General features: G+C 33.0%; 17 protein-coding genes, 2 tRNA genes and 1 pseudogene. 7 read left to right on the forward strand and 13 right to left on the reverse strand.

From position 1 onward, the window contains the following. Positions 1-10: 10 nt before the first annotated feature. The 3 genes from sufC to ACN0WY_RS11570 all read left to right on the forward strand — a co-directional run bounded on the left by sufC (position 11) and on the right by ACN0WY_RS11570 (position 3,098). Positions 11-763 carry a Fe-S cluster assembly ATPase SufC gene (gene sufC / locus ACN0WY_RS11560; RefSeq protein WP_330489424.1) on the forward strand — a complete coding sequence of 251 codons (753 nt, stop codon included), beginning with the start codon at positions 11-13 and terminating at the stop codon, positions 761-763. Positions 764-860: 97 nt separating this feature from the next. Continuing rightward, on the forward strand, positions 861-2,174 hold the full coding sequence (gene sufD / locus ACN0WY_RS11565) for a Fe-S cluster assembly protein SufD (RefSeq protein ID WP_330489423.1): 1,314 nt from the start codon (positions 861-863) through the stop codon (positions 2,172-2,174). Between the two features lie 51 nt (positions 2,175-2,225). Beyond that, positions 2,226-3,098, forward strand: a complete 873-nt coding sequence (locus ACN0WY_RS11570) for a LytTR family transcriptional regulator DNA-binding domain-containing protein (protein ID WP_417800444.1) — start codon at positions 2,226-2,228, stop codon at positions 3,096-3,098. A gap of 8 nt (positions 3,099-3,106) precedes the next feature. Here the strand turns inward: ACN0WY_RS11570 and ACN0WY_RS11575 are convergent, their stop codons facing one another. Together ACN0WY_RS11575 and ACN0WY_RS11580 are read right to left on the reverse strand one after the other, a co-directional pair. Then, positions 3,107-3,709, reverse strand: coding sequence for a hypothetical protein (locus ACN0WY_RS11575; protein ID WP_417800445.1), 603 nt, complete (start codon positions 3,707-3,709; stop codon positions 3,107-3,109). 7 nt (positions 3,710-3,716) lie between these two features. Beyond that, complete coding sequence (locus ACN0WY_RS11580; protein WP_417800446.1) at positions 3,717-4,526, reverse strand: alpha/beta hydrolase; 810 nt, start codon at positions 4,524-4,526, stop codon at positions 3,717-3,719. Positions 4,527-4,720: 194 nt separating this feature from the next. Between ACN0WY_RS11580 and ACN0WY_RS11585 the strand changes: the two genes are divergently transcribed. Next, complete coding sequence (locus ACN0WY_RS11585) at positions 4,721-4,924, forward strand: hypothetical protein (protein ID WP_330489419.1); 204 nt, start codon at positions 4,721-4,723, stop codon at positions 4,922-4,924. 129 nt (positions 4,925-5,053) lie between these two features. Then, complete coding sequence (locus ACN0WY_RS11590) at positions 5,054-5,773, forward strand: DUF547 domain-containing protein (protein WP_330489418.1); 720 nt, start codon at positions 5,054-5,056, stop codon at positions 5,771-5,773. Between the two features lie 71 nt (positions 5,774-5,844). On the opposite strand, the pseudogene ACN0WY_RS11595 reads toward ACN0WY_RS11590, so the two are convergent. The 6 genes and pseudogenes from ACN0WY_RS11595 to ACN0WY_RS11620 form a co-directional block, all read right to left on the reverse strand. Next, positions 5,845-6,215: pseudogene (locus tag ACN0WY_RS11595) on the reverse strand (VOC family protein). Between the two features lie 12 nt (positions 6,216-6,227). Then, a complete protein-coding gene (locus tag ACN0WY_RS11600; RefSeq protein ID WP_417800447.1) occupies positions 6,228-6,674 on the reverse strand; it encodes an SRPBCC family protein in 447 nt (148 codons plus the stop codon). A 97-nt stretch (positions 6,675-6,771) separates the two neighbouring features. After that, positions 6,772-7,635: a nuclear transport factor 2 family protein gene (locus ACN0WY_RS11605; protein ID WP_417800448.1), complete on the reverse strand. Its 864-nt coding sequence runs from the start codon at positions 7,633-7,635 to the stop codon at positions 6,772-6,774. A 96-nt stretch (positions 7,636-7,731) separates the two neighbouring features. Next, entirely contained in the window at positions 7,732-8,616 is an 885-nt protein-coding gene (locus ACN0WY_RS11610; RefSeq protein WP_417800449.1) for a helix-turn-helix domain-containing protein, read from the reverse strand. A 104-nt stretch (positions 8,617-8,720) separates the two neighbouring features. Then, entirely contained in the window at positions 8,721-9,929 is a 1,209-nt protein-coding gene (odhB, locus tag ACN0WY_RS11615; RefSeq protein WP_330489414.1) for a 2-oxoglutarate dehydrogenase complex dihydrolipoyllysine-residue succinyltransferase, read from the reverse strand. Positions 9,930-10,046: 117 nt separating this feature from the next. After that, entirely contained in the window at positions 10,047-12,773 is a 2,727-nt protein-coding gene (locus ACN0WY_RS11620; protein WP_417800450.1) for a 2-oxoglutarate dehydrogenase E1 component, read from the reverse strand. Positions 12,774-13,045: 272 nt separating this feature from the next. Here ACN0WY_RS11620 and ACN0WY_RS11625 point away from each other — a divergent pair. Together ACN0WY_RS11625 and ACN0WY_RS11630 are read left to right on the forward strand one after the other, a co-directional pair. Further along, positions 13,046-13,119 (forward strand) — tRNA-Asn (locus ACN0WY_RS11625). Positions 13,120-13,179: 60 nt separating this feature from the next. Continuing rightward, positions 13,180-13,253, forward strand: a tRNA-Asn gene (locus ACN0WY_RS11630). A gap of 149 nt (positions 13,254-13,402) precedes the next feature. On the opposite strand, the gene ACN0WY_RS11635 is transcribed toward ACN0WY_RS11630, so the two are convergent. The 5 genes from ACN0WY_RS11635 to ACN0WY_RS11655 form a co-directional block, all read right to left on the reverse strand. Beyond that, a complete protein-coding gene (locus ACN0WY_RS11635) occupies positions 13,403-14,173 on the reverse strand; it encodes a 3-hydroxybutyrate dehydrogenase (protein WP_330489412.1) in 771 nt (256 codons plus the stop codon). Continuing rightward, the gene (locus tag ACN0WY_RS11640; protein WP_417800451.1) at positions 14,166-14,951 is read right to left on the reverse strand and encodes an alpha/beta fold hydrolase; all 786 of its coding nucleotides are present in this window, start codon (positions 14,949-14,951) and stop codon (positions 14,166-14,168) included. Before ACN0WY_RS11640 ends, ACN0WY_RS11635 begins: the two co-directional genes overlap by 8 nt. 27 nt (positions 14,952-14,978) lie before the next feature. Continuing rightward, positions 14,979-17,447: a TonB-dependent receptor gene (locus tag ACN0WY_RS11645; protein ID WP_417800452.1), complete on the reverse strand. Its 2,469-nt coding sequence runs from the start codon at positions 17,445-17,447 to the stop codon at positions 14,979-14,981. A gap of 154 nt (positions 17,448-17,601) precedes the next feature. After that, a complete protein-coding gene (locus ACN0WY_RS11650) occupies positions 17,602-19,020 on the reverse strand; it encodes a hypothetical protein (protein WP_417800453.1) in 1,419 nt (472 codons plus the stop codon). Then, positions 19,020-19,964, reverse strand: coding sequence for an alpha/beta fold hydrolase (locus ACN0WY_RS11655; RefSeq protein WP_417800454.1), 945 nt, complete (start codon positions 19,962-19,964; stop codon positions 19,020-19,022). Before ACN0WY_RS11655 ends, ACN0WY_RS11650 begins: the two co-directional genes overlap by 1 nt. Positions 19,965-19,966: the final 2 nt, after the last annotated feature.

Here is a 19,966-nt window from a genome sequence, read left to right on the forward strand (position 1 = left end):
CCATACAGTAATGTTAAAAATAGAAAACTTACACGCACAGGTAGAAGGTAAAGACATTCTTAAAGGAATTAACTTAGAAGTAAAAGCAGGAGAGGTTCATGCAATTATGGGTCCAAACGGTGCAGGTAAAAGTACCTTATCATCTGTAATTGCTGGTAATGAAACTTACGAAGTAACTTCTGGTTCTATCGAATTAGAAGGTGAAGATATTAACGAATTAGCTCCAGAAGAAAGAGCGCATGCTGGTGTATTCTTATCGTTTCAATACCCTGTAGAAATACCTGGTGTTACTGTTACAAACTTTATTAAAACAGCCATTAACGAATCTCGTAAAGCGCAAGGTTTAGAAGAAATGCCTGCAAAAGACATGCTTAAGAAGATTCGTGAAAAATCAGAATTACTAGAAATCGATCGCAAGTTCTTATCTCGTTCCTTAAATGAAGGATTTTCTGGAGGAGAAAAAAAGCGTAATGAGATTTTTCAAATGGCGATGTTAGAACCTAAATTAGCTATTTTAGATGAAACTGATTCTGGTTTAGATATCGATGCATTACGTATTGTAGCGAATGGAGTTAACAAATTAAAATCTAAAGATAACGCTGTAGTCGTTATTACCCACTACCAACGTTTATTAGATTATATCGTTCCAGATTATGTACACGTTTTACACGATGGAAAAATCGTTAAAACAGGAGACGCTTCTCTTGCTTTAGAGCTTGAAGAAAAAGGATACGATTGGATTAAAGAAGAGGTAAATAGTTAGAAAAGTTGAAAAGTAAAAAGTGAAAAGTTGCCCGTAAAACAAGCAACCTTTCAGCTTTATAAACTTTTATGCTTTATAAACTTTACAACTAAAAACAATGGAGTTGAGAGAAAAAATATTATCATCATACGTAGCTTTTGAAGACAGTGTAAACATCAATTCAGATTTACATGAAATAAGAACAAAAGCACTACAAAACTTTGAAAAACTAGGTTTTCCTACTAAAAAACTTGAAGCGTGGAAATACACTTCTTTAAATTCAATTTTAAAAGAAGATTATAGTATTTTTCCTGATAGAGAGGCTTCTGTAGAGTTAGCTGATGTAAAAAAATATTTCATTCACGAAATAGATAGTTATAAAATAGTTTTTGTAGATGGAAAATACAGCTCTTTTTTATCAACTACTACTCATGATGGAAAAGATATTTGTTTATTATCTGCTGCTTTTTCAAAAGAAAAATACAAACCTATTGTTGAAAAATATTTTAACAAAATAGCAAAACAAGACAATTTAACATCTTTAAATACTGCTTTTGCTACTGAAGGTGCGTTTATTCATATTCCAAAAAATATAGAGGTTGAAAAACCTATTCAGATAATTAACTTTACCACTGGTAAAGAACATGCAACCATGCTACAACCACGTAACTTAATTGTGGTTGAACAAAATGCGCATGTTCAAATTATAGAGCGCCACCAAAACCTGAATAACAATGCTGTATTAACCAATGCTGTAACTGAAATTTATACAGATACACATGCTACTGTAGATTATTACAAGATTCAAAATGACAATAATGATGCTTCTTTAGTTGACAATACATACATTGAGCAACAAAAAGAAAGTACCTGCTCTGTACATACATTTTCTTTCGGTGGAAACATTACTCGAAATAACTTAAATTTTTATCAAAAAGGAGAACATATTAACTCTATCTTAAAAGGAATTACTATTGTTGAAGGGAAACAACATGTTGACCACCATACTTTAGTAAACCATATAGAACCAAACTGTGAAAGTCATCAAGACTACAAAGGTATTTATGCCGATCGTTCTACTGGAGTATTTAACGGTAAAGTTATTGTTGAAAAAGAAGCTCAAAAAACCAATGCTTACCAGCAGAACAACAATGTTTTAATTAGTGATAAAGCAACCATTAATGCAAAACCTCAATTAGAAATCTTTGCTGACGACGTAAAATGCTCTCATGGTTGTACTATCGGTCAATTAGACGATCAAGCATTGTTTTATATGCAACAAAGAGGTATTCCTAAAAAAGAAGCTAAAGCGCTGTTAATGTACGCCTTTGCCAATACCGTTTTAGAAAGTGTTAAAATACCAGAGGTTAAAAAAAGAATTACCAAGTTAATTGCTAATAAACTAGGCGTTAACATTGGTTTTGAATTATAAAACAAACAAAAGGCATTATGTTTCATAATGCCTTTTTAATTCTTTTACGCTATGAAATCTAAGTTTTTAAAGAACTTGTCGAGACCTTACCCTTATTTATTTCATACCAAAAGAAACCTTATCATTGCTTTTATTTTAAGCATCGTTACATTCTTACTTAATTATTACGTTACTCAAAACACACTTCCAAATAATTTGTCTGCCTGTCTAACAGCCAGCATCGTTACATTTTTAAGTATCTTATTTTTTACTGAATTGGTACCCATCGTTTTTTTTACTGCTGAAATTAAAGAAAACTGGAACACTGTAAGAGAATTTTTCTTTACACTCGGTATCCTTATTTCTATAGCGCTTTTTCAAAATAGCTTTTTATACCCTTTTAAAAGCCATATGGATAGTAGTTTTTTTTTAAGTTTAATAAACACCTTTTCCTATGTTATATTAGTAGGTACCCTACCTGTACTTATTATTATATGGATTAATTATGTTATTATCTTAAAAGAAAATTTAAGAAGTATTAAAGCATATAACAAAGAGTTAGAAAAGGAATTAAAACAGAAAGACAAAGAAGTTGTTTTATCGATAAAAACGAATAATGTAAACGAAACATTAATTCTTGATCTTACTACTTTTCTATTTGCTAAATCTGAAGGAAATTATGTAGATATTTACACAAAAAATCTTAATTCGGTAGATATTAAACCTTATAGAATATCAATTCAAAAACTGCTTAATGATTTATCTGATTATTCCTTTATTTTAAGTACACATCGTTCATATATAATCAATATTAAAAATATAAGAAGAACCTCTGGAAACGCAAGAAACTATAAAATTTCATTTCCTGATATTTCTCATGAGGTTCCAGTATCTAGAAGTAAGTTTAAATTATTTAAAGAGGAGTTTGACAAGTACTATAAATAGATATGTTTTTATAACATATACCCTACTCCCATTCCAAAAAACAATCTTGAATCAAGATCCCCTGGTCTAAACCTTCCACTATCAGTAATTCCTTTTAACGAACTCCAAATATCAAAAGTTACTGTTACTCTATTAAAAGTATAGCCTAAAGAGTTTATCATGCCATAATTAAAATAAGAATATGAATTCTTATAGTTCTCATATACGTCTAAATGATCTATATATAAACTCCCTTTAGACTTTAAATTCGTGTATCCTAAGAAGGGTTGAACCGACATATAAAACCTCCTTTTATGAAATGGATAAAAACTAACATCAAACAAACCAACAACAGATAAATCTCTTGTATAACCATCAACATGATCTGTGAACATGTTTTCGCCTTCATTTATAAAACTGTTTTGATACGCTGCTCCAGCCATTACAGTTATTTTTTTACTTTCTAATAACTTCCTTTTTGTTTTAAAAACTAGGCCATAATGTTCTCCAAAACTCGCATTGAGTATATCAGTGGTATACCCCAACTCCAATTTCCATTTTTTAGTAGTATTAAATTCTTGAGCGTTCATTATAAAACAACTCAACAATAATGTGTATAAGATATTCTTCATTGTGTCCTTATTCAATAATTTGTAATCCTTTTTTAAACCCTTGTATTGGGCTATTTCTGTGTGAAGTGTTTTCAAGTCTTTCATAACTAAAATCAAAATCACTATAATTTCTTAGCTCTAGTTGCTTGGTTAAAGCATCAAAAGATGCATTCATACCAACTCCTTCTAAGTCTCCCATAGACATATAAATACTTTTCCCTTCCAGTAAATCCAACTCCTTAGCAGCTGCTTCCAAATCGAAAATAAAAGAGTTATACCACATTAAATTGGGACTTACTGCTATTGCATTATCAAAAGGGTTTTCTTGCTCTTTTTGCATCATTACATATAAAGCAAAATAGCCCCCTAAAGAATGTCCATAAATTGTTTTTGTCAAGCTATTTATTTGGTAATCTTCGGCAATCGTAGGTAATAACTCTGAGTTTAAAAAATCAATAAATTTCTTTGCTCCTCCAGAATCTCCATCAAAATCCCTGTCATACGGATAAGAATAATCTATCCCTCTTTTATTATCACCAGTATAACCTATGCTCACGACTATGGTATGCTCTTTGTTTTTGGAGCGTAGTATTTGCATACACTCATTGTAATAATCGTCTCCATCTAATAAATAAACTACATGATAATCTCTAGCTACGTCAATTTCTTCAAGGCTTCCTATTTTAACATTGTATTTAAAATTTGTGGCGTTTGATGTTACTGTAAATTTTTGCTGTTTAATCCTTGCAGGTAGATCTTCTTCAATACAACTAGCAAAGAAAAAGAGGGTAAAACTTAAGAATAAAAAGGTTTTTTTTTGGTACAAATACATAATCATTTTTGATGTTTTTATTTATTAATCTGTATCAAAAATATCTCACTTACATCCTCTTATGTAATGTGAAAACTCTTATGGTATGAAATGTTCTTTATTTGTGATAAAACGACATTCTTAATTATATAAAAGCCTCCGAAAGCTATTCATATAGCTTTATAAATTATTTTTTTTATCTTTATAAGAAACCTTCTATTATGAATAACTCACTAAAAACAGTTGCTTTAATTTCAGGAATAGTAATTTTAGCGTATGGAGTGTACACTCTTTTTAAACCAGAAACTCAAATTTCTATTGGCGATGTAGATCTAGTAGAAGCTCAAGATAATACCAACTCATACATTACCATTGCTGTTGGAGTTGTTGTTATCGCCTTAAGTTCGTTGATGGGTAAAAAATAAAATTACTTTTTTCAATTTATAAACCGCCTTTCACAGGTGGTTTTTTCTTATCTAAAATTTTATGTAATGAATCAAAATTAGCTACGTCAAAAGTACCGTAAACTAATTTATTTACTTAAAATTTAAAAAATGCGAAAAACAATTATCCTCTCTTTTACCTGTTTACTACTTTTCGTTAGTATACAGTCACAAGCACAAACAGATGTATACAATGCTCTTTTAAAAACCTATGTGAGTCCGGAAGGCGATGTAGATTATAAAGGCTTGAGAAAAAATCGCGCTTTGTTAGATATATATATCAAACATTTAGAAAACACCATCCCTAGTGATAAATGGTCTTCAAACAAAGCCAAAGCCTTTTGGATAAACGCTTACAATACATATACTATTAAGTTAATATTAGATAGCTATCCTTTAAAGAAAATTACCGATATAAAACGCAAAGGTAGAAATGCATGGAAAATTCCGTTTGCAACTGTTGGAAAAAAAATGTACTCTTTAGATTATATTGAGCATAAAATACTTAGAAGATGGTATGACGATCCAAGAATTCATGTTGCTTTGAATGCTGCTTCTAAATCGGGGCCAAGATTTGTAAACTTTGCATTTACAAAAGATAACATAGAAAAAGAATTGGAAAATTTAATGAAAGATTTTATCAATGACCCTACAAAAAACAACATAACATTAACGAGTGTTAAAGTTTCAAAAATATTTCAATGGTATCAAGAAGATTTTACTTCTCGCAATACTTTGATAGATTATGTAAACAAGTACTCAAACATTAAAGCCAATGACAATGCTGAAGTTATGTATTTAGAGTACGATTGGAGTTTGAATGGTAAGTAACGACTTTCTTTGTGCAGTATTGTATGAGTAACGGGGAACACAATGAGTTTTTCCGTTACTTATTTTACTTATTACACATGTTGATCTATTAAAATTGTATTTCCATCAGGATCAAAGAAAACAATACTTGCCGGGCCTTCAGTATCTTTATCTGCCTCTCTTTTTAACTTAATATGATTCTCTTTTAACTCTTTTTGAATAGCTCTAACATCGTCAAAATCATCTAATATGTTAGCCTCTTCATCCCAGCCTGGATTAAATGTGAGCATATTATTTTCAAACATTCCTTGAAACAAGCCAATTAACGAATTTCCGTTTTTCATAATCAAATAATTCTTCTCCAGTGCACCTGCAAAACAGTAAACCCAAGCATTTCGTAAAAGTCTTTGGATTTATCAATATCCTTTACAGCTAAGCTAATTGAAAAAGCCCCTAATTTCATCATCTTATATTTTTAATTTCTGTCTTCAAACGGTATAATGATTCCTTTTTCTACGTAATTTTTAAGTCCATTTAATAGCAACGCCCAACAATAAGAAGAATGCTTAAAGTGATTGCTTTGTTCGGCCCACCCTTTATGAAAAAAATGTACCCATGTGATTCCATCATCCTTTTCAAACAAATCAAAACCAAAAGTGGTTGGATTCCAATCTTCATCCGACTTTGTCATTTTTATATAAAAAGAGGTGTTTTTTTCGCACTTAATTACTTCTCCATACCAATTGTATGGTTCTCCAAAGAAAAAATTGTACTCTGCACCCAACTTGGGAACACCACTACATTTTAGCGGCCACCAGTGTACCAAATCATCCGGATTAGTTATCGCCTTATAAACTTTGTTAGATAACTCATTTATAGGAAAGTTATGGTAAACGGTAAATCCTTCTTCAGTAACTTTCATAATACCCTAATTTTATAGTTATTAAAGTTACTAAAAAAACAAACAAAAACCCTATACAAAATGTACAGGGCTTAATTTTTATAATAAATTCAATACACTAAAACTTTCCATTTGTATGAGCCATTTGTTCTGGAACTTCCTGTATAACATCCCAATGTTCAACAATTTTGTCATTTTTTAATCTAAATAAGTCGTAAAAGGCTTGCCTTTTTCCATGCCAGGATCCTTCACTCACGGTAAGAACAAAATTACCTTCCCCAAACACCTTATGTAGTTTTTGATATTGAAACATATTATTTTGAGAAACCAAATAACTAATTGCCTCATTTAACCCCTCTAAACCATCTTTTATCATCGGGTTGTGTTGAAAATACTCGGCTGTACTAACATAATCCGTAACCTTCTCTGGAGCTTTCCCAAATAAAATATCATTGACAAAATTCGTTACAATCTTCTTATTTGAATTGGTCTTCTCCAAATCAGTAATCTCTGTAACCCCATCTACTTGTGAACGACCACTAGCCGTTATATCAACTTTTGGAGTAAGGTTATCCCAATGTTCAGCAACTTTACCATCTTCTATTCTCCACACATCAAAAGCTACAACTTCTTTTGCTCCAAAAGCATCTGCATTATGATACGAATTGTGAAAAATAACATACTCTCCATCTTGTAACAACCTATGATTGGTATATCTTGTATTCGCTTCTTTTAAAACAGGGAGAAACCCTAATACTGGTTCAATACCAGTAGGTACCTGTGGGTTGTGTTGAATATAATTGGCTGCGAAGTATGTTTTTACTCCCTCTTCATTGTAATCTGTAAAAAAAGCATCTTGTGCTTTTTGTGCTATAGTTTTTAAATTTTCCATGTTAGTATCTGTTTTAATTTGACCTTGTAGTGTTGAAATACAACTTAATAATGTTGTAAAACCAACTGCTGTAACTATCCTTTTTTTCATTTTTAATTAGCTTTTAACAATGATGATACAAAATTATGATAGATGGAAAGCAGTAAATAGGTCAATCAAAAGAATAAAATGGTAAATATCAAACCTTTATACTTTATTGTACTCTTTTTTAAAACCATTTGGGGTAAATCCCGTACGTTTCTTAAAGTATTTTACAAAATTAGTGGGTTCTTCAAACCCCATTAAATAAGCCAACTCTGTACTTTTAATGGTAGAATTAATGAGATTTCTCTTGGCTTCTAAAATTACAAACTCATCAATATACTGCTTGGCCGTCTTAGCAATCACTTCTTTAACAACAATATTCAAGTGCTTATACGTTACCCCTAGCTCTTGTGCATAAAAAGCTGCGTTTTTATTCCTTCTAAAAGTCTTTTTTAACTTTTCCTGAAACTTTAAAAAAAGCCGTAATTTTTCAGAATCTTTAATATCGTCTGTTTCATTTTTTTTAATTTCCTCAACCTTAGAAAAAATGATATTAAATAAAGAATCAACGATGTATCTTTTATTAAAACTTTCAGTAGGTTTATAAAACTCTTCAAAAATCAATTTCACATAGGCTGGTAAATTGGCTATTTGAGCTACGTGAACTTTTGGAGAAAAAAGTAGCGGAGTTAATAAACGAATAGCGGTATCTTTTGGAATTTTTGCTATTTGTTCTTTTAAATAATCTTCAGTAAAAAGTATCAAATAACCTTGCAAACCCTCATTAAATTTAAATGCATTTACCTGTCCTTTTGATACGTAAACTACGGTATTCTTTTGCACTTTGTGCCATACAAAATCTACCAATTGCTCTGATGTTCCTTCAGTATAAAAAACTAATTGATAAAACTCTAATTGATGTGCTTTTTCAGGAGAATGCGTAAAGCTCTCTTTCTCTTCTTTAATTTTTTCTAACCTGATTATTTCAATACCTAAAATTTCTGGTGATTTGGATTTAAATAATATATTAGGAATTTCTCTTTTCATACCTAAAACACATAAACGATATACTTCTTAAAAATAAGAATTCTTACGCAAAAAATCCCGCACAAAAGTGCAGGATTTATATACTTATAAGTCGAAATTTTCGACTACATTTCTAAGGCTTTCTTAGGATTGTTATCCATTAATAATTCTACTGGATTTTCTAAAGCTTCTTTTACAGCTACTAAGAAACCAACAGACTCTTTACCATCGATAATTCTGTGGTCATAAGATAATGCTACATACATAATAGGCTGAATTACTACCTCGCCATTTACTGCCATTGGACGATTTACAATGTTGTGCATCCCTAAAATTCCACTTTGTGGAGGGTTGATAATTGGTGTAGATAACATAGAACCAAATACACCACCGTTAGTAATTGTAAATGTACCTCCTGTCATTTCATCCACTGTAATTTGTCCGTCACGAGCACGTAATGCTAAACGTTTTACTTCGCTTTCAACACCTCTAAATGTTAAGTTTTCAGCATTTCTAATTACTGGTACCATTAATCCTTTAGGACCCGATACTGCAATAGAAATATCTTGGAAATCGTGACTTACTTTATAATCTCCATCAATCATAGAGTTTACATCTGGATACATTTCTAAAGCTCTTACTACAGCTAACGTAAAGAATGACATGAATCCTAAACCTACCCCGTGTTTTGCTTTAAACTCTTCTTTATACTCGTTACGTAAGTCGAAAATAGGCTGCATGTTTACTTCGTTAAACGTTGTTAACATTGCTGTTTCATTCTTTACAGAAACTAAACGTTGTGCCACTTTACGACGTAACATAGATAATTTTTTACGCTCTGTACCACGAGATCCCATCCCTGGAGTTCCCATTGAAGGCACTGCTTTTACAGCATCTTCCTTTGTTACACGACCGTCTTTACCTGTTCCTTTAACATCAGCTGCACTCATTCCTTTTTCAGCTAATACTTTTTTAGCTGCTGGAGACGCTGTACCTGTTGCATATGTTTCTTTTGCTGGCTCAGCTTTAGGTGCTTCTTTTTTCTCTTCAGCTTTTGGTGCTGCTGCTTTTGGTGCTTCAGCTCCTGCTGGTTTTGCAGCATCCATATCAATATGACAAACTACTGCTCCTACCGCTACTGCATCACCCTCTTCAGCTTTTAAAGTGATTATTCCGCTTTCTTCCGCAGGTAATTCTAACGTTGCTTTGTCAGAATCTACTTCGGCAATTGGTTGATCTTTCTCAACGTAATCACCATCTTCAACTAACCAAGTTGCGATTTCTACTTCTGTAATTGATTCCCCCGGAGAAGGAACTTTCATTTCTAAAACCATCAGTTCTAAATTTTATATATCTGAATTATTTTATTTCTTTTATTTGGGCGTTTCCCTATCGGGTCGGGCTTTTTGCGCTACACGGTAGCTTGCTTCAATCCCTAACGCATTTATTTTTTAATCAAAAACCTTATCTATAATAGCTTGATGACGTCTTTTAAAACGTGCACTTGAACCTGCTGCTGGTGCCGAACGATACTCTTCCGAAGCGCATTCTAACCTAGCTAATTCAAAACGTTCTAACATATACCCCCAAGCTCCCATATTTTTAGGTTCTTCTTGTGCCCAAACATAACGTTCTACATTTGGATACTTGTCCATTACTTCTTTGATTTTATCATTATGTAATGGGAACAATTGCTCTATACGAACTAAAGCTACGTCTTCTCTTCCTAATTTTTCACGCTCAGCTAATAAGTCATAATAGAATTTACCTGTACAGAACACCATTTTCTTAGCCTTTGATGTATCAATCGTATCGTCAATTACTTCTTGGAAAGTTCCATTGGCTAAATCTTCAATAGGATTTACAGCTTTTGGTAAACGCAATAAACTTTTGGGTGTAAACACAATTAACGGCTTTCTAAAATCACGCTTCATCTGACGACGCAAAATGTGATACATATTTGCTGGTGTCGAACAGTTTGCTATTGTCCAGTTATCAGTTGATGATGATTGTAAGAAACGTTCAATTCTACCTGACGAGTGCTCTGGTCCTTGACCTTCATACCCATGAGGTAATAACATTACCAATCCGTTTTGTAACTTCCATTTATCTTCTGCCGAAGAAATATACTGGTCGAACATAATTTGTGCTCCGTTGGCAAAATCACCAAACTGAGCTTCCCAAATAGTTAAAGTGTTTGGAGCTGCCATGGCATATCCATAGTCAAAACCTAACACCCCGTATTCTGATAAGTGCGAATTATAAATAGTCATTTCTCCTTTATTCTTAGGGTTCGTGTTTAATAAATTAACACGCTCTAAGGTTTCTTCATCACGCATAATTGCATGACGGTGAGAAAATGTTCCTCTTTCTACGTCCTCTCCTGAAATACGTACATCATATCCTTCCTCTAATAAGGTACCATATGCTAAGTTCTCAGCCGTACCCCAGTCTAATAAATTATCTTCAAAAACCATTTTTTCACGACCTTTTAAGATACGTTCTGCCTTACGAACAAATTTATGTCCTTCTGGCGTTTTTGAAATAACTCTTGCAATTCCTTTTAAGTCTTCTACCGAATAAGTAGTATCTACAGGTTGTAACATTTCTTGCAATTGCTTGCGTACAAACCCTTCCCACACATCAGGCATGAACTCTTGAATTTTAGACGTTTCTTTCTTTTTAGACTCTGTAAATTCAGCTTCTAAATGCGCCTTAAATTCATCTGTGATTTTTTGTAAGTAGTCTGCTGTTATGCTTCCTTCTTCAATTAATTTATTAGCATAAATTTCTCTTGCATTTTTGTGCTTAGAAATTGCTTTATATAGTTTTGGTTGGGTAAAACGAGGCTCATCTCCTTCATTATGACCGTACTTACGATATCCTAATAAATCAATAAAAATATCTTTGTTGAATTTCATACGATATTCAACTGCCATTTCCATTGCGTGACATACTGCTTCTGCATCGTCTGCATTTACATGTAGCACTGGAGATAACGTTACTTTTGCCACATCAGTACAATACGTACTCGAACGTGCATCTAAGTAATTAGTTGTAAACCCTACTTGGTTATTTACCACAACGTGGATAGTACCTCCTGTTTTGTATCCATTTAATTGTGCCATTTGCACAACTTCATATACAATTCCTTGTGCTGCCACTGCGGCATCACCATGGACTAAAATTGGAAGTACTTTATTTTCGTTTCCTTTGTAGTCTTTCTCTATTTTAGCTCTAACAATTCCTTCTGCAACTGCATCAACGGTTTCTAAGTGAGATGGATTGGGAACTAAATTCATCTTCATCTTTTGCCCACCTTGATACGCTTTGCTTAACGTTAAACCTAAGTGATACTTAACATCTCCATCAATTTCTTGATCTTCAAAATCTTTCCCTTCAAACTCACTAAACAAATCGCGAATTGGCTTTTTGAAAATGTTTACTAAAGTATTTAAGCGCCCACGGTGCGCCATTCCTAGTACACATTCTTCCACCCCATATACTTCAGCTGCATCTCTAAGCGCTACACTTACCCCTGGAATTAAGGTTTCCCCTCCTTCAACAGAGAATCGCTTCTGACCTACATACTTCGTTTGTAAAAAGCTTTCGAAAGTTGACGCCTGATTCAGTTTCGCAAGAATATACTTCTTAGACTCTACATTGTAACTAGGATGGTTTGCATTTTTATTCAAACGCTCGTTCCACCATTTTAACTCTTCAGGATTTCGTACATACATATACTCCACTCCGATACTTTCGCAGAAAACAGACTTTAAGTAGTTTATAATTTCTGCTAAACTTTTAGGTCCTATTCCTAAAATTTCTCCTGCATTAAAAACAGTGGATAAATCTGATTGATTTAGTCCAAAATTTTCAATATCTAATGTTGGGGTATACGTTCTTCTATTTCGTACTGGGTTTGTTTTGGTAAATAAATGACCACGGGTACGGTAACCATTGATTAAATCGATTACTAAAAACTCTTTACGTACTTCTTCAGGGACTTCTACCGAAACTTCTTCATCTGTTAATGAATACTTCTCGTTAGCCAAATCATATCCTTGAAAAAAACTTCTCCAACTTGGTTCTATCGCATCAGGATTTTTTTGATATTGTTCATACAAATCACCTATAAAACCTGCATGTGCTGCGTTTAAGAACGAAAACTTGTCCATATATTTTGTTATACTTTTCTATCAATAAGAATAATGGTGACAAAAGTACAACTTTTACGAAAAATACCATTCCTTTTTAGTCTAATTTTAAACTCTTTAACGAGTATCGTCTTTTTGTTAAATTTCAGTTAAAAGCCTATTTTATTCAAAAAATAAAATACTGAAATTCAGAAACAAAAAAAAATACACTTACTTTTTATTAAAAATAATTTGCAGATATAAAAAAACCCCTTAAATTTGCACTCGCATTTTAAGACAAGCATGTTTTAAATTCCTCCTTAGCTCAGTTGGTTAGAGCATCTGACTGTTAATCAGAGGGTCCTTGGTTCGAGCCCAAGAGGGGGAGCAAAGGCAAGGTAGAAGCCGATAATTTCTACAACACATATATATTGTTCTATATGAACATTCCTCCTTAGCTCAGTTGGTTAGAGCATCTGACTGTTAATCAGAGGGTCCTTGGTTCGAGCCCAAGAGGGGGAGCAGAAATAAAAAAGCCAATCTATAAATAGATTGGCTTTTTTATTTTAACTAAACTTAAACTTCACGCAGCTGCCTTGTCTACTTAAAAAATAAATTTGACCGCTGTGTTCTTACATATTTAAAAATTAAAGAAACAATAGTTTTTAATATTATTGAGCACTCCAACCTCCATCTAAAGCAAATGAAGTTCCTGTGATAGTTGAAGAACTCTCTTTCGCTAACAACAAAGCCATATCTGTAATTGTTTCCAACGGAACAAATTCTTTTACCGCCTGTTTTTTTAGCATTACTTTTTCTACAACTTCTTCTTCCGACATATTATGCGCTTTAGCTTGATCGTTTATTTGACCTGCTACCAAGGGTGTTTTTACATACCCTGGACAAATTGCATTGCAGGTTATGTTATAAGGCGCACCTTCTAATGCCAAGACCTTAGTCATACCTATTACACCATGTTTTGAAGCCACATAGGCTGTTTTAAATTCTGACGCTCTTAAACCGTGAACTGACGAAACATTGATGATCCTACCAAATTTCTGAGTTTTCATAAAATTCCATGCTTTTTTGGAAGCATAGAAAGCTGCATTCATATTAATAGCAATAATATTTTCATATTTATTATTCGGAAAGTCTTCAATTGAAGCAACGTACTGTATTCCTGCATTGTTAACTAGTACATGCAATGCTCCAAACACTTTTATTGTTTGCTCAATCAATCCCTCAACCTCATCAGCAATCAGTAAATTGGCATTTGAAAAAGAAACTTTTACACTATACTTCTTCCCAATTTCCTTAGCTATTATAGCGCCATCAGTTTCCAAACCATGAAACATAATATGATAGCCCATCTTAGCAAAACCTTCTGCAATACCTAAACCGATACCACTGGTACTCCCAGTTATTAACGCTACTTTATTCATGATTTAAAAATTTTTCAAGTACTTTATTAAATGCTTCTGGCTGATCTATAACTGCTCCATGTCTGGAGTTTTCAATTACCGATACTACTGCATTCGGCATTCTTTTTACATATTCTTCTTTAAAAGACACTGGCGTATAATCCATATCAGATGCCACAACCAAGGTTCTTGTTTTAATTTCTTGTAACTTCTCTCCTAAACCCCAATCCATCAAGGTGACAAATGAATTATAATACGCTTCATAATTATTTTTTTTACATCTAGCCTCAAATTCACTTCTCATTTCAATCTGAGTATCTTCAGGAAACATATTATAAGCGATTTCTTTTGCCAAAGGTATCAACCCTTTCGTTTTTAAAAATGCGGTTCTTGAACTCAACAGATCTTCCCCTATTTTTCCCATGTTATTAAAATCTGGACCACTATTTACAATCACCAAATTGTTTATGATTTCTGGATAGTCAGAAGTTAATTGAAAAGCTACTGCTCCACCCATAGAAAAACCTATAACTGTGGCTTTTTCTATTGTTAAAACACCTAACAGTTGCTTAACATCTTCCGTCATAAATTCAACTCCGTAGTTATCTTTAGAGGGAACAGAAGTTTTTCCATGCCCTCTAAGATCTACCACCACAACACGGTATTTTTCTGAAAAGAAAGGAATTTGCGCATCCCAATCTGCTTTAGTCGACCCTAATCCATGAAGAAACAGAAGAACGTCTCCTTTCCCGTACTCTTCATAATCAAGCTCTATATTGTTTACTGTTACTTTCGGCATACTTTATAAGCTTAACAGATTTGGTTTTTATTTTTTCTTAAATGCGTTAAAGTTGTATTTAAGCTCGAATGAAACTAGTCTTCTTACTTCTGGAGAGGCCACAAACTCTCTGATGCTAGCATTGAAAAGGTTCGTTACATTTACCCCAACAGACACATTGTTGTTCAAGTTATACCCTAGGTTAGCATCGACAGTAAATCCACCTAAAGGACCATAATTCCATGTTCTACCTACCCGTGCATTTTCAACAATTTCATTGATTCCATCTCCATCTAAATCTTGTGTTTTAGCAGCAACATTGATTCCTGAAAAGAAGTCGTAATCTTCTACCCAACGTCCGAAAAGGGCTCCATAAAACTTTTCCCCTCCATAGTGCAACCCTAAACTCAATTTATTTTCTGGTGTATTGATAGGCAATTCACTTTCCAACACAACTCCGTCTAAATTACCATCGTTACTCATGTCGTTTTTATCTAAACTACGTCCGAAATACGAATAGTTTAATGATGTTCGAATCGCATCTGTAAAATAGTAGTTCAATCCAAGATCAAATCCGTAGGTATCTACATTTCCAAAATTGCTATAGGTTAATAAAAGTGGAGATGCGCTAGCTCCTGCCGAAACCTCATCAATAGGTTGATTTCCCATATGAGTTACATAATTACCATTAGCTGCATCAACTATGTTACGCAAAGGACTTATGAAGTTTTCCGACATATTATAATAGGCACTTGCATCGATATAAAACTTATTGGTAAGCTTCCCTTTATAACCAAATTCAAAAGAGTTGATGGTTTCTACCTCTAACTTATCAATCTTAGTTCCATCCGTTAACGTAAACCCTTCTCCGTTCCCTAACACTAATCCTCCAAATAAATTTCCTTGTAGGTTTAATATTGATGGTACTGCCATACCTCTACCATACGTTAATCTAAACGTACCTTCACCCATGGTTTTGGTAATTGCCGCTTTTGGCAAGAAGTTAGTACCGTATAAATCGTGATTATCTGCTCTAATCCCCGCTAAAAAGTTCCATCCCGATTCTAATTTATATTCAAACTGACCATACACTCCTTTTTGAGCAATATCAATTGATCCCTCTTGATCCAACAAATAAGTACCTTTAGAATCTGCCATATCTAATTGGTATTGCGCTCCTGCTGTTACATAAAACTCCCCCCAATTATTGTTGTACTGCGCCTCTGCATTGAATCTTTCAGATGCATCTTTAAAAAGTGCTCCTCTTGGAACTGCTATACCATAAGCAGGAATCCACTGTTCATATAATGCACGACTCCAAGCCTCTTCTTCTGAAAAACCATTTTCAATAAATGATACATAATTTTGTGTACGCTGATTAATTGCATAGGTCTCATCTGTTTTACTCCATGTATAATACGCATTTGCAAAAAAGTTCTTAGATACATATTTTAATTGAGCGATATCTAAAGTCCAATCTTTAATTTGGTTACGACCAGCATTGGTAACCGCTAAATTGGTATTATTACTATGCCCGTAATATGCTGTAATTTCTGAACTACTAGTAGGCTTGTAATATAATGAAGCTCCGTACTTCAGTGCATTAAAATTACGGTCTAAGTTTTTCTCTCCGTACGCTTTTGCTCCTACATATACGCTATCTACATACTCAAATTCTGTTCCTTGTGTACTTTCTAAGTGAATTTTGTATGCAAACTTATCGCTTAACACTTGCGCATGACGCAACCTCCCAGTGACTACATTTTGACTCCCTGCTCCGATTGCAATTGTCGTTCCTTCTGAAGTCCTTGGGTTTTTAGTTATTGTACTTACCAAACCGTTATGAGCATTTGGTCCATACAGTGTTCCATTAGGGCCTAATAATATTTCTACTCGTTCAACATCGTCTTTCGTAACTGTTGAAAACGACCCATAAGGCAACCCTGTAGCGATTAACATAGAAACTCTATCGTCGGTCATTTGTAAGTTTTTTGAATTGAATGCCGAATTAAATCCTCTAATATTAATACCCGTTCCTAATACTCCGCTACGCACAAAATCAACTCCTTTTTGTCTTGCGGCTAATTCACCTATGTTAAAACTTGGAAAATCTTGAATATCTTTAGCATTAATTACATTAACCGTTGCGGGCACTTCTGTAATTTTTTGCGGTTTTTTATTTGCTGTTAAAATAACCTCGTCTAAAACACTACTTGCTTCTTTTAAAGAAATGTTTAGTTGTGTGTTTTTTCCTTTTTGAACAGCTACTGTTTTAGTTATACTTTCAAATCCTACAAATGAGATAAGTACATTATAAGATCCTTCTTCAATATTTTCAATTGCAAATTTCCCTTCAAAATCGGTATCAATCCCCTTGTCTATACTTTTAATATACACTGTGGCTCCTGGCAAAGGCACTCCATTGGTATCTGTAACTATTCCTGTAACACCTCCTGTACCTTGAGCACTCATTGTTAAAGAACTAATTAAGACTAAAAAGAAAAATAGTTTTTTCATAATTTTAGATTGTTATTAAGTTTGTTTCTCTCGCAATCTATTGGGAAATAGAAAATAAACTATTTAAAAAACAAAAACTATAAAGTGTGACTTTGAATAACTTTTATTTTTTAACTATAAAAACCACACAAAAAATTCAGCTACAAAAGGGGAGTTACTGTATATGAGACTTTAATTGTAAAAAAGCTTCTGGAAGGTTGTCTGACAGCTTATTTATTACTTTAAACATGAGTTGCTTCTGGTTTATTGTAGGTTGGATATTTCCTAAAGGCTGTTTTATTTCTTCTAGTAAACGAGTCGAATTAATTTTTCCTTCCATATATCTTGACAGTGAAATACTCCAAGATATATTCGGAACATAATTGTTCTTTTTTTGGCGTTCTTTTTCTTTTTCTATCAAGTTAAATTTAGAAGCTAGTTTCAACACTTCATCATATTTTTCTTCTGTGACTAACACGTTAATATATGATGTAAAAAAATGATGCCAGCGATGTTTCAACACTTCTTTTTTATGTTTTCTTAAAAAGGCTTTTGCTGTTGCTTCGGCTATTTTATGTTTATGAAGTTCTGAAAGCACCCGAACTTTATAGGAACAATACCCTATTTTTTGATGATAATTATGAATTTCTTTATAGAGCCCCTCATACTTTTCAAGTAAATAATATGCTTCTTCAGGTTTGTTATTTCGCAACAAAATAGCTACTAAATTATTCAAATACATTAAGGTATCATTGTTGTTCTGTCTAATAGAAAGGTGCCCATAGAACTCTGCCTCTTCAAACTCGTTTTGTTTTGAATGCAACAAAACTCGACTCGCATAATAGTTAGAAAGTAGACGCCTTGAATACATTTTTCCTTGACTGAAATACACATCTATTTGATTGAAAAGCAATTTTAACTTATCATTCTCATTATAATTTGTGTACATAAATGCCAACAATACAAATGCTTGATAGCGATTTTTACCATCGATTGATTCATCTTTAAACACATGTAGCAACCAATCTTCTAGATGTTTTGTTTCATTATTATTTAACGTATACTGATTGGTAATTTCTGTGGTTGCTTCATACAACTTTTCGTGTATTTCTTTTGCTGCTATATAATTAGCTTCATAGTCCTTAATAAAGTTAGCCACAATTTCGTGATCTTTATAACGCATCCGCACTAATAAATACGACTTGTACTCTTTGGCAAGAGTATAAAGACTCTGAAAATTATGCTTGATGGATTTGTAAGTGATGATATACTGAAGAAATTCTTTTTCCTCTTGTGAAGTGATGGCATCGGTTAAAATTTTCTTTTTTAACGACATTAACCAATCTATAGTAACATCAACATCTATGTTGCTAAGTTTTTTTTGAGTCCAGTTTTTTACATATGAATACTTTCGTTTATCTATAGAAGTATCAAACTCTGTAAAACCATTTTTTGACAATGCATTTTTTATAATAAGATTGCTTATTACACATTTTTCTTCTCCTTTAAATGAATACACTGTTTGAAGGTATTTTGCTTCATTTGGCAAAATAGTTTTACTAAACTCTCTGAATTTTTTAAGTTTTGTTTTCATTAATCACTTTCTACAAATTCTTGTATGAGCAAGTTAACTTTTTTAAACTTTTCAAATTGCGCAAAATGTCCACAGTTTTCTATATATTTTACAGTAGCATTTTTAATTTTATCTTTCGCTACATTTCCCACATCTTGAATCGTTAATGTAGGATGTAAATACCTGTTTGGAATTAACTTGTCTTTATTTCCCAAAACAACTAAAGTTTTTGGAGAAATTTTTTCTAAATCGTCATACACGGGATCGTCTAACATTCCAAATACACTTTTTACAATCGCATTACAGTGTGCATCAAAATCGGATGCTTGTTTAATTCGAATACGATCTTCAATCATTTTTGAAACCTCTGCTGGTTGTTCAAAAAAGTTGAGTGCATAATTTTTTGCAATTTGGTCGTTTGAGGTGTTCTTTACTACTTCTGCTGTGTATACACTTTTAAGAACATTTCCTTGATCTTTTGTGAATTTTTCCAACCCTGCTGGGGCTATTAACACTAATTTTTGCACCACTTCTGGATGCTGTAATGCTAGCCTCATACTCGCTTGTCCTCCCATAGAATGCCCGACTAAAACCACATTTTTTAATCTTTTCTTTTTGATAAATTTAGATACAATATCAGCAAAAAACGTAGGCGTATAGGCTACTTCTGGTTTTGAAGATTTACCATGACCAGGCAAATCGACGGCAACACAAGTATAATTCTCTTTTAAAGCTTTTATATTTTTAGACCAAGCATCTGCATTACTACTTAAACCATGTAAAAAAAGTAAGGTCTTAGCTCCTTTTCCTTCTTTAATATATGCAATTTCTATAGTATCAATTTGTATACATCTCGTTTTAAATTCATAACCTGAAAGTAGTTCTTTCATTGCTTTTTTTGTGCTTTGTGCTAACGCAATGGTGTTTATTAATGTAAAAATCAACACCAAACTTACCTGTTTCATCT

This window comes from Tenacibaculum sp. (assembly GCF_048269885.1).
GTDB lineage: Bacteria > Bacteroidota > Bacteroidia > Flavobacteriales > Flavobacteriaceae > Polaribacter.